At 40.4% G+C, this 24,918-nt stretch carries 24 protein-coding genes; 5 read left to right on the top strand and 19 right to left on the bottom strand.

Annotated features, from left to right (window positions below):
- Nucleotides 1–502: 502 nt before the first annotated feature.
- Genes DIZ80_16550 through DIZ80_16540 form a run of 3 tightly spaced genes read left to right on the top strand, consistent with a single transcriptional unit; the run spans nucleotide 503 to nucleotide 2,635 of the window.
- Nucleotides 503–1,297 carry a prolipoprotein diacylglyceryl transferase gene (locus tag DIZ80_16550; protein ID RDH81676.1) on the top strand — a complete coding sequence of 265 codons (795 nt, stop codon included), beginning with the start codon at nucleotides 503–505 and terminating at the stop codon, nucleotides 1,295–1,297.
- Nucleotides 1,294–2,145: a thymidylate synthase gene (locus tag DIZ80_16545; protein RDH81675.1), complete on the top strand. Its 852-nt coding sequence runs from the start codon at nucleotides 1,294–1,296 to the stop codon at nucleotides 2,143–2,145. The genes DIZ80_16550 and DIZ80_16545 overlap by 4 nt, the downstream gene beginning before the upstream one ends.
- Before the next feature lies 1 nt (nucleotide 2,146).
- On the top strand, nucleotides 2,147–2,635 hold the full coding sequence (locus tag DIZ80_16540; GenBank protein ID RDH81674.1) for a type 3 dihydrofolate reductase: 489 nt from the start codon (nucleotides 2,147–2,149) through the stop codon (nucleotides 2,633–2,635).
- Here the strand turns inward: DIZ80_16540 and DIZ80_16535 are convergent, their stop codons facing one another.
- The 7 genes from DIZ80_16535 to DIZ80_16505 form a co-directional block, all read right to left on the bottom strand.
- A complete protein-coding gene (locus DIZ80_16535) occupies nucleotides 2,636–3,463 on the bottom strand; it encodes a diadenosine tetraphosphatase (GenBank protein ID RDH81673.1) in 828 nt (275 codons plus the stop codon). It lies immediately after the preceding gene.
- A 24-nt stretch (nucleotides 3,464–3,487) separates the two neighbouring features.
- Nucleotides 3,488–4,096 (bottom strand): phosphatidylethanolamine N-methyltransferase, encoded by a 609-nt coding sequence (locus DIZ80_16530; protein ID RDH81672.1) that lies wholly within the window; start codon nucleotides 4,094–4,096, stop codon nucleotides 3,488–3,490.
- A gap of 31 nt (nucleotides 4,097–4,127) precedes the next feature.
- On the bottom strand, nucleotides 4,128–4,508 hold the full coding sequence (locus DIZ80_16525; protein RDH81671.1) for a Co2+/Mg2+ efflux protein ApaG: 381 nt from the start codon (nucleotides 4,506–4,508) through the stop codon (nucleotides 4,128–4,130).
- A gap of 64 nt (nucleotides 4,509–4,572) precedes the next feature.
- The gene (locus tag DIZ80_16520) at nucleotides 4,573–5,364 is read right to left on the bottom strand and encodes a 16S rRNA (adenine(1518)-N(6)/adenine(1519)-N(6))-dimethyltransferase (GenBank protein RDH81670.1); all 792 of its coding nucleotides are present in this window, start codon (nucleotides 5,362–5,364) and stop codon (nucleotides 4,573–4,575) included.
- 2 nt (nucleotides 5,365–5,366) lie between these two features.
- Entirely contained in the window at nucleotides 5,367–6,368 is a 1,002-nt protein-coding gene (pdxA, locus tag DIZ80_16515; protein RDH81669.1) for a 4-hydroxythreonine-4-phosphate dehydrogenase PdxA, read from the bottom strand.
- 2 nt (nucleotides 6,369–6,370) lie between these two features.
- Nucleotides 6,371–7,798, bottom strand: a complete 1,428-nt coding sequence (locus tag DIZ80_16510) for a molecular chaperone SurA (GenBank protein ID RDH81668.1) — start codon at nucleotides 7,796–7,798, stop codon at nucleotides 6,371–6,373.
- Nucleotides 7,677–9,932 (bottom strand): hypothetical protein, encoded by a 2,256-nt coding sequence (locus DIZ80_16505; GenBank protein RDH81667.1) that lies wholly within the window; start codon nucleotides 9,930–9,932, stop codon nucleotides 7,677–7,679. The genes DIZ80_16510 and DIZ80_16505 overlap by 122 nt, the downstream gene beginning before the upstream one ends.
- 84 nt (nucleotides 9,933–10,016) lie before the next feature.
- Here DIZ80_16505 and DIZ80_16500 point away from each other — a divergent pair, with 84 nt between their 5' ends.
- Nucleotides 10,017–10,430 carry a hypothetical protein gene (locus tag DIZ80_16500; GenBank protein RDH81666.1) on the top strand — a complete coding sequence of 138 codons (414 nt, stop codon included), beginning with the start codon at nucleotides 10,017–10,019 and terminating at the stop codon, nucleotides 10,428–10,430.
- A 28-nt stretch (nucleotides 10,431–10,458) separates the two neighbouring features.
- Here DIZ80_16500 and argF read toward each other — a convergent pair whose 3' ends face one another.
- The 4 genes from argF to DIZ80_16480 form a co-directional block, all read right to left on the bottom strand.
- Complete coding sequence (gene argF / locus DIZ80_16495) at nucleotides 10,459–11,367, bottom strand: ornithine carbamoyltransferase (GenBank protein ID RDH81665.1); 909 nt, start codon at nucleotides 11,365–11,367, stop codon at nucleotides 10,459–10,461.
- Between the two features lie 21 nt (nucleotides 11,368–11,388).
- Complete coding sequence (locus tag DIZ80_16490; GenBank protein ID RDH81732.1) at nucleotides 11,389–12,546, bottom strand: aspartate aminotransferase family protein; 1,158 nt, start codon at nucleotides 12,544–12,546, stop codon at nucleotides 11,389–11,391.
- Between the two features lie 176 nt (nucleotides 12,547–12,722).
- The gene (locus DIZ80_16485) at nucleotides 12,723–13,583 is read right to left on the bottom strand and encodes a phosphate ABC transporter (protein ID RDH81664.1); all 861 of its coding nucleotides are present in this window, start codon (nucleotides 13,581–13,583) and stop codon (nucleotides 12,723–12,725) included.
- Nucleotides 13,584–13,738: 155 nt separating this feature from the next.
- Complete coding sequence (locus DIZ80_16480) at nucleotides 13,739–14,335, bottom strand: hypothetical protein (GenBank protein ID RDH81663.1); 597 nt, start codon at nucleotides 14,333–14,335, stop codon at nucleotides 13,739–13,741.
- Nucleotides 14,336–14,457: 122 nt separating this feature from the next.
- On the opposite strand from DIZ80_16480, the gene DIZ80_16475 reads away from it, so the two are divergent.
- Nucleotides 14,458–15,996, top strand: coding sequence for a 5-oxoprolinase (locus DIZ80_16475; GenBank protein RDH81662.1), 1,539 nt, complete (start codon nucleotides 14,458–14,460; stop codon nucleotides 15,994–15,996).
- Between the two features lie 228 nt (nucleotides 15,997–16,224).
- On the opposite strand, the gene DIZ80_16470 is transcribed toward DIZ80_16475, so the two are convergent.
- The 8 genes from DIZ80_16470 to DIZ80_16435 form a co-directional block, all read right to left on the bottom strand.
- Nucleotides 16,225–17,805, bottom strand: coding sequence for a hypothetical protein (locus DIZ80_16470; GenBank protein RDH81661.1), 1,581 nt, complete (start codon nucleotides 17,803–17,805; stop codon nucleotides 16,225–16,227).
- A 10-nt stretch (nucleotides 17,806–17,815) separates the two neighbouring features.
- Nucleotides 17,816–19,003, bottom strand: coding sequence for a deoxyguanosinetriphosphate triphosphohydrolase (locus DIZ80_16465; GenBank protein RDH81660.1), 1,188 nt, complete (start codon nucleotides 19,001–19,003; stop codon nucleotides 17,816–17,818).
- A 37-nt stretch (nucleotides 19,004–19,040) separates the two neighbouring features.
- The gene (locus DIZ80_16460) at nucleotides 19,041–20,117 is read right to left on the bottom strand and encodes a 3-dehydroquinate synthase (GenBank protein RDH81659.1); all 1,077 of its coding nucleotides are present in this window, start codon (nucleotides 20,115–20,117) and stop codon (nucleotides 19,041–19,043) included.
- A complete protein-coding gene (locus DIZ80_16455) occupies nucleotides 20,114–20,653 on the bottom strand; it encodes a shikimate kinase AroK (protein ID RDH81658.1) in 540 nt (179 codons plus the stop codon). The genes DIZ80_16460 and DIZ80_16455 overlap by 4 nt, the downstream gene beginning before the upstream one ends.
- A gap of 240 nt (nucleotides 20,654–20,893) precedes the next feature.
- Nucleotides 20,894–21,565 carry a hypothetical protein gene (locus tag DIZ80_16450; GenBank protein RDH81657.1) on the bottom strand — a complete coding sequence of 224 codons (672 nt, stop codon included), beginning with the start codon at nucleotides 21,563–21,565 and terminating at the stop codon, nucleotides 20,894–20,896.
- 25 nt (nucleotides 21,566–21,590) lie between these two features.
- Nucleotides 21,591–23,693, bottom strand: a complete 2,103-nt coding sequence (locus DIZ80_16445) for a type IV pilus secretin PilQ (protein RDH81731.1) — start codon at nucleotides 23,691–23,693, stop codon at nucleotides 21,591–21,593.
- 77 nt (nucleotides 23,694–23,770) lie between these two features.
- On the bottom strand, nucleotides 23,771–24,295 hold the full coding sequence (locus DIZ80_16440; GenBank protein RDH81656.1) for a hypothetical protein: 525 nt from the start codon (nucleotides 24,293–24,295) through the stop codon (nucleotides 23,771–23,773).
- 2 nt (nucleotides 24,296–24,297) lie between these two features.
- Nucleotides 24,298–24,918, bottom strand: a complete 621-nt coding sequence (locus tag DIZ80_16435) for a pilus assembly protein PilO (GenBank protein RDH81655.1) — start codon at nucleotides 24,916–24,918, stop codon at nucleotides 24,298–24,300.

The following is a 24,918-nucleotide window of genomic DNA, read 5'->3' as shown; positions in this document are numbered from 1 at the left end:
GTAGTGTGGGGTCTCCCCATGTGAGAGTAGGACACTGCCAGGATTTAACACCTAAAATACCCGGGCCCGCAATGGCCCGGGTATTTTTTTGTCTGTAGAAAATGCAGAGACAGCCGTATTTTAATCCCAGAAAAAGAGCAGACAAGATAAAGAACGAAATAAAGATCGAGCTAGATAAAGCAAAGCTACATCGCACGCGGGGATGGAACGCGCTGTTTGCGCTCCTCCCCTTAGTGATGCCACAGAAGTTATTGGTGTCGTGACGACTCCGTTAGGACATCATAGTTATCAACGGATAACTAACAACCGTGTTTAACAGAGTCGGAGAAAAAACTAACGAGTTTTGATGGCATCAAAAAGGGGTTAGAGTTGTCCCACCCTACTGAAGGAAAGCGCAGTAATATCTAATTATTTTTCTGTTTTTGACAGTGATTGTTATTTAAAATTAACAAATACAAAACATACTTAAATATCAGATGATAAATCTGATAATATTCCTCTCATGATTTTATACCCCACAATAGATCCAGTTGCCCTTGATTTAGGCTTCGCACAAATACACTGGTATGGCTTAACATATCTGCTCGCATTTTTATCAGCCTGGGCAGTTGGTAACTATCGTGCAAAGCAACCTAACTCTGGTTGGACAAAAGATCAGGTATCTGATGTGTTGTTTTATGGCGCGTTAGGTGTGATTCTTGGTGGCAGGATAGGATATATATTTTTTTATAATTTTGATAAATTTATAGAAAATCCAGTAATTATATTTCGTATATGGGAAGGCGGAATGTCATTCCATGGAGGTATGTTAGGTGTGTTTTTAGGCCTGTATTTATTCGGCCGTAAAACAGGAAGAACATTTTTTCAGGTAAGTGACTTTATTGCCGTTATGGTTCCGCTTGGACTAGGTTTTGGCAGGATTGGTAATTTCATAAATAAAGAATTATGGGGTCGCCCTGTGGATAGCGCTTTGCCATGGGCAATAGATTATGGAGATAAAATAGCTCGACATCCATCATCGCTTTATCAGGCGCTTACAGAAGGTGTTATTCTATTTTTGATTTTATTTATTTACTCTCGCAAACCAAGACCAATAATGGCGGTAAGTGGTGTATTTATGATCAGTTATGGAATGTTACGTTTTATAACGGAATTCTTCCGTACACCTGACGCTCACCTTGGATTTGTTATGTTCGACTGGATGAGTAAGGGACAGCAACTCTCTATACCTATGGTGATTTTTGGTTTAACTATTCTTATAATGTCATACAAAAAACAAAGTAACTTATCATCATGAAACAGTATTTAGATTTGTGTCAACGTATTATCGATGAAGGACACTGGATTGAGAATAAACGAACGGGTAAAAAATGTCTGACTGTTGTTAATGCTGATTTAACATATGATGTTGGAGCGAATGAATTTCCACTGGTTACGACACGTAAAAGTTATTGGAGATCTGCTATTGCTGAATTCCTTGGTTATATACGTGGATATGATAATGCAGCAGACTTTCGTGCTCTTGGTACCAAAACATGGGATGCAAATGCCAATGATAATAAAGTCTGGCTCGAGAATTCACATCGTAAAGGTGAAGATGATATGGGGCGCGTCTATGGTGTGCAAGGACGTAACTGGAAAAAGCCTGATGGCGGTAAAATTGATCAACTGAAAAAAATTGTAGATAACCTTTCTAAAGGTATTGATGATCGAGGTGAAATTTTAAGTTTTTATAATCCCGGTGAATTTCATATGGGCTGTCTACGCCCCTGTATGCATACGCATACTTTTTCGTTGCTAGGAGATACCTTGTATTTAACATCATATCAGCGGTCATGTGATATTCCTCTGGGGCAAAATTTTAATCAGGTTCAGGTTTTCTTCTTTTTAAAAATTATGGCACAAATTACGGGTAATAAACCGGGACTGGCATATCATAAGATTGTTAATGCGCATATATATGAAGATCAGCTTGAATTAATGAGAGATGTTCAACTTAAACGTGAACCCTTTCCATCACCACGACTCGAAATTAATCCTGATATTAAATCACTTGAAGATCTGGAAACATGGGTGACACTGGATGATTTTGAAGTTACCGACTATCAGCATCATGAACCAATTTCATATCCATTTTCGGTTTAATATGATTATTTCTCTTATTGCAGCACTCGATAAAAATAGATTAATAGGGGCCGATAACGGAATGCCCTGGCATCTACCTGCTGATTTTAAGCACTTTAAAGAAATTACAATGGGTAAGCCCGTAATTATGGGGCGTAAAACATTTGAATCAATTGGTCGTCCATTGCCAGGACGACAGAATATAGTTATTAGTCGTAATGGCTTTTCTGCTGATGGGATTACCTCTGTTAATAGTATTGATGCTGCACTTCAGTTAGTCAGTGACATAGAAGAAGTAATGATTATTGGTGGTGCGAATATATATCAACAGATGATCGAAAAGTCAGATCGGTTGTATTTAACGCATGTTGATGCAGAATGTGAAGGTGATGCGTGGTTTCCAGAGTTTGACGTGCTTGAATGGAATATTATTAACGAATTTTTTATTCGAAAAGATGAAAGAAATAATTTCGACTTTAATATTGTTACTTATGAGCGAAAAAATAAATAACTATATAATTGACTGAGATTTAGGGCAGTTTATAGATGTTCTTTTTTTTAATTTACTATTTATTTTAAGTGCGGTTAGTTTTCCACCCCATAAACATCCTGTGTCTAATGGGTAAAAGTGTTTTTCTTTAGGATCGGTAAGTGTCGACCAATGACCAAACACAATATTTAAGTCCTCTTCTTCTCTTTCAAATGCAAACCATGGATGAATGTGATCATCCTTGTTACCAGGAGCACCTTTTTCTTTTAGGCAAAGTTTTAAATCATCATTAATATAACGCATTCTTGTAAAACAATTTGTGATAAAACGAAGTCTATCCCACCCAGTTAAGTTGTTAGACCATTTTTTTGGTTTGTCTCCATACATATGGTGAAAAAATTCATGTGATTTAGGGCCCTGTAAGATATTCTCCATTTCTTTTGAATAACTTAAAATTTGTTTAAGAGACCAGTCGGGGTAAACGCCAGCATGAACAAGACAGATATGATTCTTTTTCTGATAATGTACAAGCGGACGATGCAATAACCAGTCAAGTAAACTATCTGAGTCGCTTGCTTCAAGTATTGGTTGTATGGTGTCCTTTTTACTCTGTTTTTTTCGGCCATTAGCAACCGCTAGTAAATGTAGGTCATGGTTGCCCAGAACAGTTATAGCATTATCTTCTAGTGATTTAATGTAGCGAATTGTTTTTAATGAATCAGGACCACGGTTAACAATATCTCCGGCAAACCAGAGTTTATCTTTATCTGGATTGAACTCAAGTTTTACTAATAATTCTTTGAGCTGTCTGTAGCATCCCTGTATGTCTCCAATTGCGTAAGTAGCCATTTGTTTTTATATTTCCAGATTCGGTTATTTAATGTTTTTTTCGAGATCAATTAAGCGAAACCAGCCACTCATAAGGGCAGGCTTGTCTTGTAATAATTCAAGCTCGGGGCAATGATCAAGTAATTTTTCAAATACAACATCAGTGCGTGTTGCTATATGCTGCATAAATAAATTAAGTAAACGCCTGGTTAATGCTAACTGACCTGGTTTAATAAATTTGTCCATTATATAAATTTTTCCACCTGGCTTAACTACCCTGCTTGCTTCCTGTAGAGCTAAAGCAGGATTAGGAACGACAGCAAGAATTAAATTCATTAAAACAATATCGAAGTGATCGTCATTAAAAGGAAGTTGCATTACATCGGTTGTATGTAACTTCATATTTAAATTGTGTTGTGAAAGTCGTGCATCACATTTATTAAGCATGGCCGGAGTGAGGTCGGTTGCGGTGTAATTATGATGTTCGGGAAGAAAAGGAATATCAAGCCCGGTGCCGATTCCATTGATTAATATATTTTGAGGTGTTGATCGATTAAGTCTTTGCAGGCTTGTTAAGCGCATTTTCTGAGTTGCAGAACCAACTATTGAATCGTATACAGGTGCTAACAGGGTATAACTAAATTTAAGCCCCATTTTTACTCTCGCTATAATTTATTAATTTAAATTAATGTAAAGTTGTAGGAGATAGTAGGTAAAATTCGGGTATATCGGCATCAAAATGAAATCCGTCATCTGCAATCATCTGGTAACTTCCGGCCATAGATCCATTGGGTGTTTTCATCATGGTGCCGCTGGTATACTGAAACCCTTCTCCAGGTTTCAGGTAAGGTTGTTCACCGACAACACCATCGCCTTTAACCTCCTGTACTTCACCCTGCCCATCTGTAATGACCCAGTGCCGAGTAAGCAGGCGTGCAGGTTTATCTCCTTCATTGATGATAGTGACTGTGTATGAGAAGACAAAATGCTCGTGTTCTGGTTTTGATTGTTCTTCAATATAGTTAGGGGTCACTTCCACACTAATTTTATAAGAGTCATTATTCATAAGGTATCACCAGTCTGTTTGGTTACAGTTTACCAAAATACAGGAAAAAATTCAGTGGTTAAATCTATGCCACTGCATTGTAAATATCAGCAAACTGCTGCAAAGTAAGCGATTGGGCGCGTAGTGAGGGGTCAATACCAATAGATTCTAGTTGTTGTGCGCTACATATGCCTTTCAGTACATTACGTAAGGTTTTTCGGCGTTGTGAAAAGGCTTGAGTTACCAGTTTGCCAAATGCTTTGTCGTCATCGACTTTGACAGGTTTATCTTTGTGAGGCACCAGACGTACGATGGCTGATTCGACCTTGGGTATAGGGTCGAATGACTCAGGTGGAACGAGGAAAAGGGCATCGACCTGAAAATAATATTGTGCCATAACCGATAACCGACTGTAATTACTGGTATCTGGTTTAGCAGCAAGGCGCAGTACAACTTCTTTTTGTAGCATGAAGTACATATCCTGAATTAATTTACTGTGTTCAACGAGGTGAAAAATTATAGGTGTAGAAATGTTATAAGGCAGGTTGCCTATAATACGTAAAGGCTCATCATAACCCAGCTTTGAAAAATCAAAATTTAAAACATCAACATTGTGTATACGAAGTTGATTGTTCTGTACGGCGTCGAGGCCACAGTTAAGCTGAAGTTTGGGCACGATATCCCTGTCCAGTTCTATTACATCCATTTCTCCGACTAAGTTTAAAACAGGACAGGTTATCGCCCCGAGGCCAGGCCCTATTTCAATGAGGCGTTGCCCGGATTTTGGATTAATGCTCTGGATGATGCGTTGGATTATGCCTGGATCAGATAAAAAATTCTGGCCGAAACGTTTTTTTGCACGATGTTGTATAGCCATAATTAAGTCGCCGTTGTAATGGTCTGATTATTTGCCAGATGAACAGCTGTTTCTAAAGCTGCAATATAACTTCCGTTATCAATATGGGTGGTGGCAGCAAGATCTAGCGCCGTGCCGTGATCGACTGATGTGCGGATGATAGACAAACCTAAGGTTATATTAATAGCATGGCCAAACCCAACGTGCTTTAAAACGGGTAAACCCTGGTCATGGTACATAGCCAGTACAGCATCAGCATCTTTTAAGTACTTTGGAGTAAACAGTGTATCAGCAGGTAATGGACCGGTTAGATTCATTCCCTGTTGTCGCATGTTCTCTAAAACAGGAGATATAGTTTCTATTTCTTCCATTCCCATATGACCATTTTCACCTGCATGTGGGTTCAGCCCACAAACTAGAATGTGTGGTTTATTAATGCCATATTTTTTTTGAAGGTCATTATGTAAGATTGAAATGGTCTGTTTTAAGTTTTCTTTATTAATGGCATTACTTACCTGGCTAATGGGTAAATGTGTTGTGACTAATGCTACGCGTAATTTTTCGGCTTCAGCGGCTAACATCATAACCGGTGTTCCAGAGCTTAATTCTGCGAGGTATTCAGTGTGTCCAGAAAACTTAATGCCTGCTTCATTAATCACGCCCTTATGTATCGGACCGGTCATTAACGCATGAGTATTATTGTTTTGCTGTGACTCTACTGCCAGGCGTATGCATTCCAGTACATACTGAGCATTTGATTTGTCGAGTACTCCAGGTGTTGCAGAGCTGGCAAGCTCAACCGGGACTACGTACATCGTGTTGTCTCGTGGTTCTTTTATATGAGCAGCTGATTGAATAACTTCGATATTAATATTGATGCCAAGAGCCTGCGCTCTTTGATGCAGCATCTCTGGATCAGCAAAATAAACTCTGTTGCAGTCGTAATTATCCTGTGCGGTTAATATAGCCAGATCAGGGCCTATTCCTGCAGGTTCACCGGGAGTGATAGCAATAACAGGTAACATTTTTAACTGTCTGTCTCGATGCGGTATTCTACATATGCTTCATCGCGTGCACGTCGCAGCCACAGCTGAAGTTCTTCATCGGCCTTACGGTTTTGAATGGCAAGCTCTGCTTTTTGTCGAATAAGCTGTTCAGTCTCATCCTGTTGTCTGCGCTCTAAAACCTGAAGAATATGCCAGCCAAACTGGCTTTTAAATGGTTCTGATAACTGGCCTTCATTAAGTGAATTCATCACCTCATTAAAGCGGGGAACAAATGTACCCTCTGATGCCCAGCCGAGGTCGCCGCCATTACTCTTTGATCCTGGATCCTGAGAATATTCGGCTGCCAGTTTTGCGAAATCCTCACCTTTATCCAGCTTTAGTTTAACTTCGTTAAGTTGTTTTCGAGCATCTTCATTACTGGTTATCTCATCTGCTTTAATCAAGATGTGTCTGGCGTGAGTTTGTTTAACAATATGCTGTTTTGTTTTTTTGTTGATCAGTTTAAGTATGTGAAATCCGCCAGCACTGCGCAGCGGGACAGTTATTTCGTCTACCTTCAATCGTCGAGCAGCATCAAGAAATAATGAAGGAAGTTGTGCCGCACTACGTAAACCCAGGTCACCACCTTTTAATGCGTGGCGACCGTCTGAAAAGCGTAATGCGACATCATTAAAAGCTTGCCCCTGGTTTAACTGGTCAATGACTTTATCGGCTTTTTCTAATGCTTTAGTTACGTCTTCAGGTGATGCTGCTTCAGGTGTAGCAATAAGGATATGGGCCAGATGGTATTTATCATTAGCTGAATCACCGGACTGTTTTTGTTGTTCCAGAAAAATATCAATTTCCTGTTGTGATACTTTTACGCGGCTATAAATCATACGTTTTTGAAGTTGGCGTATGATCATGTCTTTACGAGTTTGTTCGCGAAAATTTTTGTAACTGATGCCTTTTTGTTCAAGAAGTAAATGCATTTCATCGAGTGTAGTGCGGTTCTTTTTTGCAATAGACTCAAGTGCTTTATTTAGTTGAAGATCGTCGATACGAATGCCCTGGGCTTTAGCTAGTTGTAATTGAATACTGTCTAATATAATTCGTTCAATAACCTGCTTTTTAAGGAGCTTTTCAGGTGGAAGAGATTTACCCTGTAATTCTAACTGGCGTTTGAAATCATCAAATCGAATACTTATTTCCTGATTGCTAATAATGTTTTCGTTTACAACAATTGCAACCGAGTCTATTTCTTCAATAGCAAGTAGTTGAGAAGAAAAAAGTGTAATTCCAGAGAGTAATAATAAAGAGAAAAAATTCATTCTGTTGTGCTGCATGTTAATAGTCCGGTTGATATCCAAGGATAGCATGTTTGAGTGTGCTGGTTGCGTCTTTGTCTGAAATGCTACCGAAACCTTTAAGCACAAATTGAAGCATAATAGACGTGTCGTAAGGATCATCTAAATCATCTGTAATATAACGTTGAGAAACCAGACGTAATGCCCAGCAACAGGATTCATATTGCAGTCCTATTAATGTTTCATTATCACGTTCTTCTGTCAGGGAATAATTCCAACGGGTTAATAACGAGTAATTCTGTGCAAATGGCCATGCAAATGAAATGTCGGTTTGTTCCAGATTCTCTGTTTCAATTTCTTCACGATGAAAACGGTACCCTATATTGAATACAGCTTCATCAGAGGCTGCATAACTGAACTGAATGCTGCGTTTGTCTGATGTGTTTGTTTCTGTATTCCATTGATAAGTTGCTCTGGCTCGCCACAGATCAAGGTTGCCACCAATTTCAGTAATGATGTCAGAACTATCAGATGTATTAACGGGGTCATTTGTGTTTAAGGTGACCTGTTGATCATCAAAGTAATAAATACGACCAATACTCATATTAAAAAGTTCACGGCCAGTTTCTTTATTTATGATACGTGAACTTAATGCCAGTGTTAAATGGTTGGCATCACCAACACGGTCGATGCCATTAAATCTATTTTCACGAAATAGAGACGCAAAACTGAAGTCCTGCTCTGAGGTATCAAATAAAGGATTTAAAGACTGGTCTTCAAACGGAATGTTTAAATAAAACAGGCGTGGTTCCAGTGTTTGCAAAAAGGGGCTTTCACTTATGTCACGTTCAAAAAATAATCCACTATCCAGACTGAATACACTCAGGCCAAGGTTATCAAGGTTGGCATCATTGCCTGAGTTATCAGTGGTATCATACTGTGTAAATATATAACCGGCACTGGGTTTAACAAACCATGCGTTGCCTTCAATTGGCAGACTTAGTTTTGGATAAATATGAAATCGTGAGCCCTGAGCTTTTAAGGTATTTTCATGTTCAAATTCAGTCCATTCAGTATCAAGGGAGCCCAGAAGATAACTGTTATCCATTTCAGCAAGTTCACCCTTGCCGTTTAGTGTGATCTGAGGAAGGCGTTTGTATGGTCTGTTATCAAGTGTAATATTTTCATCAATTGTTTGATATGACTGAACCATTAAACCTGCATTCCATGCGCCATTCTTATAATCTAATTTAGCATTTCTTTCCAGATGGCTTGTATTAACGACATTAATACTAGAGCCTAGATCCTGTAAATAATCCGAGTCTGAGGCATCATTAACTAACAGGTTCAGGTTTAAGTTTTCTGTCAGGTTGCTTTTATTTTCAAAGTGTACAAGATAGCGTCTGTCATTGAACTCTTTATCCCGGTCTAAATATTCGAAATCGAGATTACCCCTGCTGCTTTGAGTTAAGTAGCGGTACTCAGTTGCGAGCATGGCTCCTCGTTTACGTAAGTGAGTGGGGGTAATAATTGCATCCTGGTTAGGTGCGATATTCCAGTACCAGGGAGTGCTGAATTCGAAACCGCTTTTGTTGGTTAAACCAATGCCGGGCATTAAAAAACCACTGCGTCTTTCGTCACCCAGTGGAAACTGAATCCATGGGATATAAAACACAGGTACGTCACTTAACCAGAAAACAGTGTGTTTTGCAGTGCCGGTTGCAGTGCTCTGATCGAGTTCAAGCCAGCCAGTATCCATATGCCAGTCGAGTTTATTGGTGGGACAGGTTGAAAATTGTGTGTCCTGTAGAATTGTGCTTTTATCATCTGAGATACTAAATAAAGGCGTGTTTCCCGTTAGGCCCATTTCAGGTAAATAGTAAGTGCTGTCCTTAAATTCACTTTCACTGGTCTCAAGGTTCATCCAGCCGCTGCTTGCGCTCAGTGCCATATTCTGAGTATCGACATGGATGTTACCGTTCAGTTCCAGTTTTTGAGCATCTTTATTGTGTGTAACGGTATCAGCTTGTAAACGTAGTTGATGTCGTTCTATCACGACATTACCAGAAAAGGTGCTAACTGATTTACCGGCATTTTTTACCTGTTCAGCACTTACGTCTGTTGATTCTATAGAATCAGCCGGAAATATCGGGGGTGGACTATACTTGATAGCAGAGTAGTCACCTGCAGGGCAGGAGTCGAGTGATCCGGTATAGTTACCTTGATCAGATCCCCATAACAGTGTTGGCGAGGTGGCCAATAGGGTGCTATATAAACAGAGATGCTTGAAATTCATTATTCTTAGATGATTACAGGTGTGGATTGTTATTAATGCGCGTATTGTATCTTGATTGGACCTAATTAGTAGAAGGAATATCCATTGGCAGAAGAAGTTATTGATATGGAAGAGGAAGTATCAGCCGAAAGTGTGCCAGAAAAAGCGCCAGATCCTTCTGAACAGAGAAGTCATGAGCGATTTAGAGTTAGTTTAAAGGTTTTCATACGGCTTTCTGATGGATCCATCGTTCATGGGCAGGCTGTTGATCTTTCAATGGGCGGGATTTATATAGAATATGGCGCACCAGCAGATGAGGGTAAGGTTTTTGAACTGGCATTTGATCTGCCTTTTACTGATGAATTCAAAAGAGTGCTGGTTAAAGCCAGGATTGTACGTTCTATCGTGATAGGGAGCCGGAGTTTATATGGGCTGGCTTTTGTGTATACCGAGTTTGCTAAAGATACGGATAAGGTCTTAGAAAAATACCTTAAACTACGTAAGACGCAGACTGCATAGGGGAAGATTCCCCTACGTTGATAACAGGCTAATCAGAGGTTAGTAAAAACTCAAGTAATGCTTTTTGAGCGTGCAGACGATTTTCTGCCTCATCCCACACTACACTTTGTTTTCCATCGATAACGCTGGCGCTGACTTCTTCGCCCCGATGAGCTGGCAGGCAGTGCATAAACAGGGCATCTTTATTCGCAACGCCCATTAGTTCATCATTTACCTGAAAATTAGCAAATGCAGCTTCACGTACTTTTTGTTCTTCTTCCTGACCCATGCTGGCCCAGACATCAGTCACGATCATATCTACATTTTCACAGGCTTCTTTGGGGTTTCTGATGATGTTAACTCTGTCACCGGCTGCTTTAACAAGCTCAGGGTCAGGATCATAACCTTCAGGACAGGCGATATTTAAATTAAAATCTAGCTGACGTGCTGCATTGATATAGGAATGGCACATGTTATTGCCATCACCAACATAAGTTGCCGTTTTTCCCTGCATATCTCCTCGATGCTCTGACCATGCCTGCATATCAGCCAGTAACTGGCAGGGATGAAGCCAGTCAGTTAAACCATTTATAACAGGTACAGATGAGTATTTAGCGAGCGTTGTTATCTTCTCATGCTCAAAGGTTCGCACCATTATAATGTCGACCATGCTTGATAATACGCGCGCAGTGTCTTCAATGGGTTCGCCACGACCTAGTTGAGTATCTCTTGGTGATAAAAACATGGCGTGACCGCCCAGCTGTACCATTCCTGCTTCAAATGAAACCCGGGTGCGGGTAGATGACTTTTCAAAAATCATTGCCAGCACTTTGTTTTTTAATGGTTCATAAACCTCACCAGCATGTTGCATCTTTTTAAGTTCGCTTGCGCGCTTAATTAGTTGCTTGAGTTCAGTAGGGTTGAGGTCGAGTAGGCTTAAAAAATGACGCGTCGCCATTGGGCGTCTCCGCTTATTAAATTAGTTTAAAAAGTCTTTAATTAACGAGCTGACCAGATTAACAATGGTATCAGCCTGTTCATCAGACAAAATGAGTGGTGGAAGCAGGCGTACAACACTGCCGGCAGTGACATTGATTAAGCAATGTTTAGCCAGTGCTTGAGCAACCAGTTCAGGGCAGTCTCGATCCAGTTCAATGCCTATCATCAGGCCTTTTCCGCGAATCGAATTAACAGATGTAAGCCCTTTAAGCTGTTCTTCAAAACCATTAAGCATTCTTCTGCCAAGCTCATCTGCTCGTTTGCATAAGTCGTCTTTAGTAATAGTTTCTATAACTGCATTGGCCGCTGCGCAAGCCAGAGGGTTACCACCAAAAGTTGAGCCATGGTTGCCCGGTTGAAATAACTCAGCAGCTTTGCCGTGAGCCAGGCAGGCACCAATCGGTACGCCATTACCCAGACCTTTGGCGAGTGTCATAACATCAGGTTTGATATTGTTATGCTGAAAGGCAAACCATGCGCCTGTTCTGCCCATGCCTGTTTGAATTTCATCAAGCATTAATAACCAGTTGTTCTCATCGCAGATGGCGCGTAATTCAGTTAAATAATTCTCATCAGGTAGTGTTATACCACCTTCACCCTGAATGGGTTCTACCAGTACAGCTACTGTGTTACTGCTGTTTTGAGCAATTGATTTAATCGCTTCAACATCATTGTATGGGGCGCGGATAAAACCACTTACCAGAGGCTCAAAGCCTGCATGAACCTTACGATTACCTGTGGCACTTAAGGTTGCCAGTGTGCGGCCATGAAAACTACCGTCGGTAACGATAATAGAGGGGTTCTCAATATCCTGCTGGTTACCATAAAGTCTTGCCAGTTTTATCGCTGCTTCATTTGCTTCGGCACCAGAGTTGGAGAAAAATATCCGCTCCATACCTGAAACATGACACAGGTTATCGGCTAATTGCTGCTGGTTCTGGATGCAGTACAGATTTGATGTATGCAACAGTTTTTCTGCCTGACTCTGAATTGCGCTGGTTACAGTCGGGTGAGCATGACCCAGGCCACATACGGCTATTCCCGCCAGTGCATCCAGATACTCTGTACCTTTGTCATCATACAGGTAGACGCCCTCACCTCTGTCAAAACAGACATCAAGAGGAGCATAGGTTTTCATTAGATGATCAGATCCACTCATTTGTTATCCAGCTAAATTCCAGCTTTAGTTTTTAATGTGCCCAAAATGCAAAAACGGCAGTAAATGCTGCCGCGAAACGCGTAATTATACTAGTCTTTGCAGCTTTTTCAAATTATAGATGAGTAAGAGATAATCTGATGTGAGTGTCTGGCTTATTATTGTGAGTAATATCGATGCAGTTGCATGTTTGAGAGTGCTTTATAGTCTGTTAGTTTTGCCGGTGAAATACTGGATAAAGGAATCCTTTCTAGTTTTTTTAACCCATCAGGGGTCTGGCTCATATCAAGTAGGGCCTGATAAAAATGCTGACTAATATTTTTTTTAATCCGTGGGTGTACGGCAAATGGATGGGCCGATACCTCCTGCGTTTTATATATGACTTTTAGTTTGCTCTGTAACATGGAAGGTTGATTGGCCAGCGACTTCTGAACACCACCACCTGCGGAGATATTCCCTTGCACAACATTAAAGTAAACGCTGTCATGAGAGCGTAAATAACGGCTATTAACTGTTATATTATGTTTATCCTTAAGTTCAGCTCGCACTAGTAGTGACGCACCCAGCGCATTAAATGACGGGAACGCAACATCTTTGCCATCGAGTTGCGAAATATCACGAATATCCCCATTTTTCTTTGCCACAATGATGCCCTGAAGTTTGCGGCTTTTATCAAATGCGACGGGTAAATAACCTGCTGATTTATTTGCGAGTAAAACTTCATAAGGGTTCATATAAGCAAAATCAAATTCACCTGATAACAGGCGACCCTCAAATTCAGGGATGCTATTTGGGACGATTAATTTAATTTTAAATCCTGTCCTTTTCTCAAGGTTTTTTATCACGGGTTGCCATATTGCATGCATACGGTGCATTTTGAACTGCGGGATGACGCCTAAAGTGAAGACCGGTAAATCTTCAGCAGAAGAAATTGATGTATAGGCTATTTGTAATGATGTAAGCAAAAGCAGGCAGGTGAGGCAGGCGTTAAAAAATGAGGACTGTTTTTTACTGGTCATGTGTTTTTACCGTTTGTATGACTGTAAAGAATAGACCAGTATTTAAGTATTTACCTCGTCAGGTCGTTTTATTCGAGACGAAAAAAAAGGCAGTCCAGAAACTGGACTGCCTTTTTTCATAATTAAGGTTAAGCAAAAATAACCTTAATTATTTCTTATAGCCCGTGAGCAGAACCTACCATGCATAATAGCATCGGTAGAGATAGTACAGTGTTGGTACGAGACGCTAGTAGGGCAATTTTCTTAGCACCTGCAATTACATCTGCTTCATGAGTAAGACCGTCAAGGCCTAGAATTTTCTTCTGGTTAGGCCAGATCAGTACCCATACGTTAAATAACATAATTGTACCTAACCATGCGCCTAGACCAATAACTTGCATACCTTCCTGGAATGTGAAGGCACCTACAACGCCGCCTAATGCAGAAAATTTAGGCTGTGCTAATAATGCCATACCAGCTAACCACGTTACGGCTGCTGCCATACGGAACCAAAGTAATGCAGTAGGCGCGATGTATTTGTTGATCGCTGCTGGCTGTGGACCATCTGGGTTAGCTAATGCTGCACCAACACCGGGTACTTGAACAAAGTTAAAGTAGTACAGTAAGCCGATCCAGGTAATACCAGCAGCAATATGTAACCAGACTGTTGCTATGCCTTTAAATGTTTCTAGAGTTCCCATGCCAAATGCTACTGCCATAGCAAGAATAAAACCAACGGCAATTGTGCCTTTGATAGATAATAAAGGATTCATAATAATTTCCTGTTAATTTTCAGTTAAAATACTTGAGTGTTTTAGTTGGGCATTAAGATAAGTGAGAAGCGTCTGTTTTTCAAGGTATTATTTGACTTATATCATTGTTTTTAGGGTTTTCAATGGATGTTATAGCGTTAAGTGTGTTCTCCAGCCGGATTGAGGCCGTATGTGACGAAATGGGTGCGGTACTTCAGCGGGTCGCATTTTCACCCAATATCAAAGATCGTCTGGATTATTCATGCGCCGTATTTGATGCGCAGGGAGAGTTATGCGCACAGGCTGCACATATTCCAGTGCATCTTGGCAGTATGGCGTATGCCGCCCGGGATATAGTGCGTGCGATCAACTGGGAGCCAGGGGATATGGTGGTGTTAAATGATCCTTACCTCGGTGGTACGCATCTACCTGATATAACATTGATTGCACCGGTATTTTTTGAGGAAAGTCTATTGGGCTTTGTCGCAAATCGAGCTCATCATGCAGATATTGGAGCTGATAGCCCCGGTTCCATGCCGGTATCTTCTGAGTTAAGTCAGGAAGGGTTGATAATACCTCCAACTCATTTACTAAAAAATGACAGGGTTGATGCCGATGTTATGGATGAACTATTGTCTGTATTAAAAAATCCTCAACAGTCTCATGGTGATTTTTCGGCACAAATCAGTGCAAATAGAAGAGGCCTGCTGCGTTTGCAGGAGTTAATCTCAGGTCTTGGAATAAAACTGTATGAACAGGCTTTAATTGCCTTAAATGACTATGCAGCCAGTATTGCCAGAGATGCAACAAAAGAAATTACCCCGGGTGTTTATAACTTTACGGATGTTATGGACGATGATGGGCAGGGCAATATAGATATAAAAATCAAAGCAACCATTACGGTTAATGAATCATCAATTATGGTGGATTTTGCGGGTACTGCGAATCAGGTCAAAGGTAATATTAATTGCCCGTTATCCGTTGCAGCGGCCGCGGTTTATTATGTTTTTCGTTGTTTGATGCCTGATTATACCCCGGCATGTGCGGGTAGTTTTCGGCATATCAGTTTATCAGCTCCTGAGGGGTGTTTGCTCAATGCCAGTCGCCCGGCCGCGGTTGCCGCAGGTAACGTTGAAACCAGTACTCGAATCGTTGATGTGATTATTGGTGCGTTAGTAAAAACGATACCCGAAAAACTGCCTGCTGCCAGCCATGGCAGTATGAATAATCTGGCAATGGGCGCGGTTGCGACCAGCAATAATAAAGCATGGGATTATTATGAAACGATAGGCGGCGGTATGGGGGCCAATGCTTTGTTTAATGGATTAAGTGGTGTGCAGACTCATATGACTAATACGCTCAATACGCCGATTGAAGTGCTTGAAATGAATTATCCACTCAGGGTAAATGAGTATGCATTAAGAAAAGGAGCTGCAGGTGAAGGTGAGTTCTCAGGTGGAGAAGGACTTATCCGGTCATTTACATTATTACAGGATACTCATGTCACTCTGTTAACAGAAAGGAGAAAAAATGCGCCGTGGGGAATTAATGCGAGTGACGGTGCAGTGGGAGAAAACCTGATAAATGGAGAGCGTTGTTCTGCAAAGTTTTCACGCCTGTTAAAAGCAGGTGACCGTTTAACAATTAAAACACCCGGTGGTGGTGGGTATACAAAAGATTAAACTTCATTTTAGTTGTTAGTCAAAACTTGTATCACTTGGGGATGGATCGCATTTTTTGCGCTCCGTCCCCTTACTGATGCCATCAAGAGTTTTACGGAGCTGGGTATTTGCACTGTCAGTTTTTAGTGGTATGGGTTAAGGGGACAGAGCGCAAAAAGCAGCGTTCTTTCCCCGAGGGAAGTGTTCCACGGCAGTGTGAATTTTTATCTGTAATTTAAACTGAAAAGTTTATTTCAACGCCTGTTGTATTGATTTCATACTTTTGACCCAGGGTTTCAATGAACGTAATTTTGGCGGTAAAGCGGCAATTGCAACACGTGCTTCATCTCGATTAATATAGTTACCATGTACCAGCACATAATAGGGTTTGGATGTTAACCAGGTTTTATACCAGGCAGTGTCTGCACTTAAATTATTTTGTCGGGCAAATTTTAAAAGTGTTTCTGGCTCTCTGGCACCTAATATCTGTAATGCCCAGTTATTGCTGTTTTGTTGATTTAGCCAGTTAGCATCCTGCAAGCCCATTTTATTAAGTTGTAACAATGCAGGGTTTAGTGGTTTAACTGCTTCCTGTATTGGCTCGGGGATTATTTCAACGGTTTTTTCTTCAACTACCTCTGGCTCGAGTACTGGCTCATCTACTGTTTCCTGAAGGCTTTCCTGCTTGATGTTTATGTTATCAGCTTCAGTCGTTTCCATTATTACGGAATCATCTGTGCTGGTTTCGACGTGAACAGTTTGAGGCTCTCCTGTCTGTGTCGCGTCTAATGAAATTTCATCTGTCTCATCGCTTTCAAGTACATTAATTACTTCTGCTATATCTGTTTCATTATTTATTACAGGTTCAATTATTTCTTGAGTGTTTGCGTTTACTTTGACACTGTCAGGTTCAAAAATTGCGGTGTCAGCAGGTAAAGCATTATTGGTCCTGTCATTTAATAAATAAGTATAAATAATATAACTACCGATAATTATCACAGATAATATTAATATGATAATGAGCGTTTTAATCCAGCCCGCAGTAGGTGGTTTTATTTTGTTAGCCACAATTTTATCAATCACTGGCGCTGTCTGATTCATAATATCCAGAGGCGTTCCATTGGCTTTTTTAAACAACTGTTGAATGTCACTACTTTCCAGTAAAGGTTCTCCGGAGTAACCTGCACATCGTAATTTATGTGTAATGTAACTATCCAGTTGTTTGGGTGAAAGTTCGGGCATAGTTTGAACATACATTTGATCAGTTTGTATGTCTGTTATTTTTTGCAGTGTGTCGATCATGCCTGAATTGGCAAACAACAGTATTTTCAGGTTGATCTCATTTTCCCGTTTTAACTGATTTTGGTAGCGGAATAATTCCTGTAATGTGGTGTCGCTTAATACGTGTGTGTTATCCATTATAATCAGAGGTGTCTGATCAAACATTTGCAGGCTTTTTAAATTATCTTCCAGATGGTTTGCATCCCCCAGATCCTGAAGATGAATAGACATCTTCTGTTGAATTTGAACCAGTGTATCTGTGGCCTCGGCCTGCATAGATAAAATTTTTGTATTGGCAATATCTGATTGAATGAACTGTCTGAATAAGGATGTTTTGCCAGAGCCCACACTTCCTTCAACCAGTAAAAGTAAATCGCTAAATTGAATCTGGTGACTCAGGCTATCGGTGATTTTAGTGAGAGACTGATTATTAAAAAAACTTTCTTCAGTCAGTATTTCTCTGGCAAAAGGTTGTTTTTTTAATGTTAAATAATCCAGGCTTTGTTGGCTCAGTTCACCAGTAATTTTATTGTTATTTTTTTTAGCCATAAAGGTACTTTTAAGGTATCAGGTTAGCAAAAGATAATTGTCTGGGGTTGAAGATGCGCTCATATTCAACAATAGCATAACGATCTGTCATGCCTGCGATATAATCAGATACACCCCGGGCAATTCCATTATCACCAATTTTATCTTTTAAATTATTGCAATGTTGTAAAGCATCCGGCGGTAATATGCGCAAATCATTTATAAAAGCTTCAAATAATGAATTTAAAACTCTTTCTGCTTTTGTTGTCATTCTTTGAACACGATAATGACGGTATAAATTTGTCATCAGGAAACGTTTTAGCTCAAGAGTCTGTTTTTGCATATCTTCACTAAAGCCTACGACCTGTTTCTTCTGGTTCCTTGCATCATCGGGGTGATTTAAATTCAGTTCGTGAATTTTATTGCGGCTGGTATCAATCAGGTCAACAACCATGCGACTAATCATGCGTCGAATGACTTCGTGTATTAGACAATTATGTGTAATGTCAGGATACTTCTGCATGACAATTTCATATTGCTCTCTGAACAGTTGAGTTTCCTGTAATTGCTCAATGGTAATTAGGCCGTATCTAACGCCATCATCTATGTCGTGATTGTTATACGCTATTTCATCTGCTTTATCACACGCCTGCGCTTCAAGGCTGGGTTGATGTTTATCGATAAATCGCTGGCCCAGTTCACCAAGGTTACGGGCATCTTTTGTCGAACAGTGTTTGAGTATGCCTTCGCGGGATTCAAAACTTAGATTAAGACCGGGGAATTCTGCATATTTTTCTTCCAGCTCATCGACGACACGTAACGACTGTAAGTTGTGTTCGAAACCACCGTAGTTTTTCATGCAGCGGTTTAATGCGTCCTGACCTGCATGGCCAAAGGGTGCATGCCCCAGATCGTGTGCGATAGCGATAGTTTCAGCAAGGTCTTCATGTAAATGTAATTCACGGGCAATAGATCTGCCAATTTGAGAAACTTCAAGAGAATGGGTCAGGCGAGTACGAAACAGATCACCTTCATGGTTTACAAAAACCTGTGTTTTATATTCAAGACGACGGAAAGCGGCTGAATGTATGATTCGATCCCTGTCCCTCTGATATTGTGTCCGGTGAACAGGGTCAGGCTCCTGATGTAGTCGCCCCCGTGAAGTTGCTTCACTGCATGCATATGGCGCCAGATTGCGTAAATCATATCCTTCATGCATGTTTCATATTCTCTTATCCCGGCTAATAAATACTGACTTAATAACTTTCTGAAATGGTTTCTCTTAATATAGCATCAGTATAGTCTTTAGAAATAACGGCTTTACCTAATGATTTGTAAAGTACCAGATTCAATACACCATCAGATACTTTTTTATCCAGAGACATAAGGTCAACAAATTTGTCGCTGCTCATTTGTTCAGGTGCTTTAACCGGCAGGTTGGCTCGTTCAATTATATTGATAACTCGATCTACATCGCTTTCTGTTATCCACCCCAGTTTATTAGATAAACGGGCAGCCATAACCATACCACTGGCAACTGCTTCACCATGTAACCACGCGCCATATCCCATACCTGTTTCTATGGCATGTCCAAATGTGTGTCCCAAATTGAGTAATGCTCGTTGACCGCTTTCTCTTTCATCGGCTGCCACGACTTCTGCTTTGTTGCGACAGGAGCGTTCAATAGCGTAAGCAAGTGCTTCAGGGTCTCGATCAAGTAACTTGTCGATATTGCTTTCTAGCCATTCAAGAAATGCAGTATCTCGAATCAGGCCGTATTTAATTACTTCAGCAATACCAGAACATAACTGTCGCTGCTCGAGTGTATCCAGAGTGCTGGTATCGGCAATTACGGCTTTAGGCTGATAAAAAGCCCCGATCATATTTTTACCCAACGGGTGATTGACCGCTGTTTTACCACCAACAGATGAATCTACCTGTGATAACAGTGTGGTGGGAATTTGTATCAGGTGAACCCCACGTTGGTATGTAGCGGCTGCAAATCCGGTAATATCACCAATCACTCCGCCACCTAAAGCAATCAGGGTGGTGTTTCTGTCAAGTTTGTTTTCTAACAGGGAGTCATAGATAGTATTTAAAACATTTAAATTTTTGTGCTCTTCACCATCAGGTAAAACCAGTGTTTTATGGCGAAAATTGCTCAGAGCATTTTCTACCTTGTCCATGTATAAAGGGGCAACAGTTTCATCGCTGACGATAAGCGCACTATTACCGGGAATATGTTGAGTGAGTAATTCACCTTGATCAAGCAGGTTTTCTCCAATACAAATTGGATAACTGCGTTCACCCAGATTAACTTTTAACGAAATCATTTTAACCCTGACGTACTATTGAATTTTCTTAATTTGTCTAGCATAACGTTTATTACTGCCCGAATCGACTGTTGCCCAGTATTTATAATGATATCGGCGGTTTCCCGATACAAAGGCTCACGAATTTTCATAATCTCTCTAAGGGTAGCAGCGGGGTCTGCAGTTTGCAGAAGAGGGCGGTTTTTATCGTGTCCGACTCGCTCGAGTAAATGCTTGATATCACTGTGAAGATAAATCACAGTGCCTCTGTTTTTTAAGTACTGACGGTTTTCCTTAGCCAGTACTGCGCCACCACCAGTGGCTAATACTAAATGCGTTTTTTGTGTCAGTTCATCAATAATGGCGGTTTCGCGTTTACGAAAACCGTCTTCACCTTCCTTCTCAAAAATCAAAGGAATATCAACACCGGTATGTGCTTCTATAGCATGGTCGCTATCTTCAAAATCCATGTTCAGGCGCTTGGCTATCTGCCGCCCCATTGTGGTTTTGCCTGCGCCCATAGGGCCAATTAGAAAGATGTTTTGTTTGTTGGTCATAGAAAATGGAGTTTATCATTTATAAAAGTGCGCGTATCCCTTTTGGGTTAAATTCAGTAAAAGTGTAAGGCTATAGGGGAAGTGTCATATTAAGAGTTTGAATGCAGCTTCTAACAGTCAGGGAGGCGCTTTTTATCTATATGCGATAATTTCAAATCCCTGTTAAACAGGGAATGTTTTTTAATGTGACTATTTAGCTGAAACCGGAAAGAGTGTTCTTTTAGCGGTCAAATTATAAACTTAAAATGCTAAATCCATTTCCTGAGTGTCAAATAAAAAGGTAGAGGATGTAGTGGCGCACAATGTTGAATGGGCACACCCTGTTCCACTATACGCACTATCGGCTGCATCAAATGCAGTATCGATAATAAGAGCATCCACGCCTGCATTGTAAGTTGGTGTGAGTCCATCATGACTTAGATCTAAAAACGGATCTGATAAGTCATGTGTGAAAATGTCACCGTCATCAAAAATGCCGCTTCCATTCAAATCAGTAAAACCTTCTTCACCTGTCATCCAGGCAGTGACTGTATTTATGTTATCTGCAGGTCTAGCGTTAGGTTCAATTGCACTAACCCAATTTACCGAGCATGTACCATTAACTAACTCACAACTACTGCTATCTAATAAACCTACTTCAGTACGAAAGAAAACAGTCCCTCCGGTTACCTTGGCTTGAAAACGGTCACCGGCGTTCACAGTAATGACTACAGGTATGCTCGTAAATGTTATGTCGTTCGCAACATCATAGACATCAGGGCTCAGGTCATCGAATGAAAGCGCAAAGTTTTTTGCCGAAACAATATTGTTGGATGAACTACCACCTTCAATAAAGGGTGATTCGTTTTCAGCGCAACTTATCATCGCTAACGTCATTAATGCTGTTGCTAAAATTTTTAATTTATTATTCATGCTCAATATCCCGAATATATTTTAATTACAGACTTAGTGAATCTTTTAAAATCTTCGGCGTTACAAATATAAGTAATTCTTGTTTATCCGTGCTTTCTAAAGTATGCCTGAATAAACTGCCTATTAATGGTAGATCGCCTAATACGGGTACTTTGTCTAATTCATTGCGGGTTTCAGTTTCGTAAATACCACCAAGAACAATCGTGTCGCCATTCTCTACCAGTACCTGAGTGGTTACCTGGCGCGTATCAATACTTGGTATATTGGCAAACACTTCACCAACCGCATCTTTATTAACCGATAGATCCATTATGATTCGATCATCAGGTGTAATTTGAGGCGTCACTCTAATACTAAGAACCGCTTTCTTGAATTCAACCTGAGTTGCGCCGCTTGATGTAGCTGATAAGTAGGGTATTTCTACACCCTGCTCAATGAAAGCTTCATGGCGGTCAGAAGTAACCACTCGAGGGCTAGATATTATTTCACCATCATCTTCAGCCTGTAAGGCCGAAAGCTCAAGATCTAACAGGTTGCCGCCACTTAAAATTGTAAATGCGATACTGCCAGCCGCACCAACAACGGGCATGTTTACGTTTAACCTGTCTGCACTTATACCTGAAGGTGAAGTCACAGGGAAAACACTACCTGTATTGCCCAGATTATCGATACCACTATCTACAATTGTATTAGTACCACCAATTGTGCCTGATGTGGCTTTAAGTCCATCTGAGCCATTAGCTCTTACCGAGGTAGCACCAAAACGAACACCAAGTTCTTTCTTGAAGTTATCGGTTGCGATAACAATTCGTGATTCTATTAATACCTGACGAACAGGGATATCAAGTTTCGCCAGTGTGCGTCTGATTTCAGAAATAACAGCGTCAGTGTCTTTCACTATTAGTGTGTTTGTACGTTCATCCATTATCACGCTGCCACGAGGAGAGAGCAGTGTCAGACTGCCTTCTTCACCGTCACCTTCAAATAACTGTGCTAGATCAGTCACTTTAGCAAAGTTAATTTCGAAAAATGCGCTACGGATAGGTGCAAGTTCTGTGATTTGTGACTGAGCTTCGAGGTCAATTTTTTCCTGAGCGGCAATTTCTTCACTCGGTGCAATCAGCATTACATTGCCAGATTCACGTTTTGATAAGCCTTTGGCTTTCAGGATAATATCGAGAGCCTGATCCCATGGAACATTTTTCAGACGTAATGTTAGATTGCCATCAACCGAGTCGCTCACTACAACATTCAAGCCGGTAAAATCAGCAATAAGTTGTAGTACTGCGCGGACGGGTATGTCCTGGAAGTTTAATGACAGGCGTTCACCTGTGTAACCGAATTTAGCTTTTTTCTGTTCTTCTAGGTCATTTTTTGAAACTGGAATAAACTCAATAGTAAATAACTTATCTGTCTGGTAGGCCAGATGTGTAAAATCTTTATGACTTGGTTCAATAAGAATGCGCGAATTACCGTCGATCTGGAAACTATCAATGGTTTTAACAGGCGTTGCAAAATCCAGTACATCAAGACGTTGATGAAGGTCTTTCGGAAGTGATGTATTTGAAAAGCTCACGACAACCTTGCCGAACTCTTCAGAGATATCCATTGGAATGCTGGCTTCAGATAGAGACAGCAGTACTCTACCTTCTCCTTTGTCTCCACGTCGGAAATCAATTTTTGTAACGCTTCTACTGCTGCCGCCGCTAGTATCCGTCATTGCAGCAAGCCCGCTTTTAGCTTTCGCAGATTCTATAGCGTTAGTTGATTCACTTTCAAGAGTGACAGATACAACATTTCTGTTAACTGAAACATCGTAAGGAACAGTATCTGATAAGTTTAAAATGACGCGGGTTTTATTTTTAACGGTTACAGTTGTTAAAGATTGAGCAACACCAATACCTATTTGTTGTTTTCTTTTAGGCAGGTTGCTTTTTGTATTCTTAAAGTCAAAAGCGATACGTGCAGGGTTATCAATATTAAAACTTAGTGGTTTTTCACTCACTTCAGTTAGTCTAATATTAATTTGTAACCGGTTACCTGGAAGTGATGAGTACGTTATCTCTTCAATATTATTAATAGCAGCTATTGCTGTTTGTACATTTAAACCCGATAGCATCATAAGCATGAAACTAAGCATGATTTTTATACGCATTGAACTTTTAATGCTTGTTATTAGGCTATTCATGATTGCTCCATACTTTTTTATTTTGATCCAATGGCAAGAGAGGCTGTACGTTCTATATAGCCGCCAAGTCCATCCGGAATTATTTCAATAATGTCTATTTGTTTTTCTGTAACAGAAATTATCTGACCTTCATTCTGGCCGGCATAATTACCTGTTTGTACTCTGTGTACTACATTGTTTGGATCTTTTACCAGGCCCCAGGTGTTTTCATTTTGCACCAGAATACCAACCATTCTTAACGTGTCTAACGGGTAAGTCTCTAAAGGTTCTTTTGGCCGACTTGCTGCTGGACGTAAACCACTGGAGTTTGATATGTTTTCGTTACCTATTTCAGCCTCAAAAGCGGCTTCAAATGGATCTCTTAATTCAGCGGCTTCATATGTGAAGTTTTTATAAGGTTCAAACGTAGGAAGTGGTTTTACACTACCCAGATGTTTGGTTTTAGTCTCGTTAATATAAGCAGTTAGATCGTCATTGTTTTTTGAACATGCGCTTAAAATAACGGTTAATATCAAGAGTGAACTTTTAAGTTTTAAGGACATTATTAAACATCCTCTTGTTCGTCTAGATATTGATAAGTAACTGCGGTAACTTCCATTTGCAGTTGAACACCTGAGGTATCTTTGGGTTTGCTAATGCTAATATCTCGCATGGTTACAATGCGAGGTAAGGCGGCGACACCGCTAACAAACTTTCCAAACTGGTGGTATCGGCCGGTGACCCTTAATTTGATTGGGAATTCAGCATAAAACTCTTTAGGTGATAAACCTTCAGGTTTAAAAAACTCAATTTCAAGTCCACTGGCGATCCCTGTTTGAGAAATGTCGGTAAGCAGAGATTCGATTTCAGTTTTATTCGGTAATTGACGAAGCAGTGCACCAAAAGACTGTTTCATATCTTCTAGCTGTTGAGCGTAAGCTTCAAGATTAGCTGCTTTACTTTGTTTCTGGTCAAATGTAACTCGTAGTGTTTGCTCTTCTTTTTCAAACGTTTCTAGTGCTTCCAGTTGTTTTTTTGTGTCTAAAAATACACCAGCACCACCGGCGATTAAACATAATAGAATGATAAGAAAAGCTTTTACTGGTGTTGGTGCACTACCAATTTTTTTAATGTCATTAACATCAATGTCATTGATGTCAAATTCTTGTAGTTTTGATAGATCCAT

The sequence above is a fragment of the endosymbiont of Galathealinum brachiosum genome, from assembly GCA_003349885.1.
Taxonomy (GTDB): Bacteria; Pseudomonadota; Gammaproteobacteria; order SZUA-229; family SZUA-229; genus SZUA-229.
The sequence above is the reverse complement of the archived record's forward strand: the minus strand, read 5'-3'. Positions and strand labels throughout refer to the sequence as shown.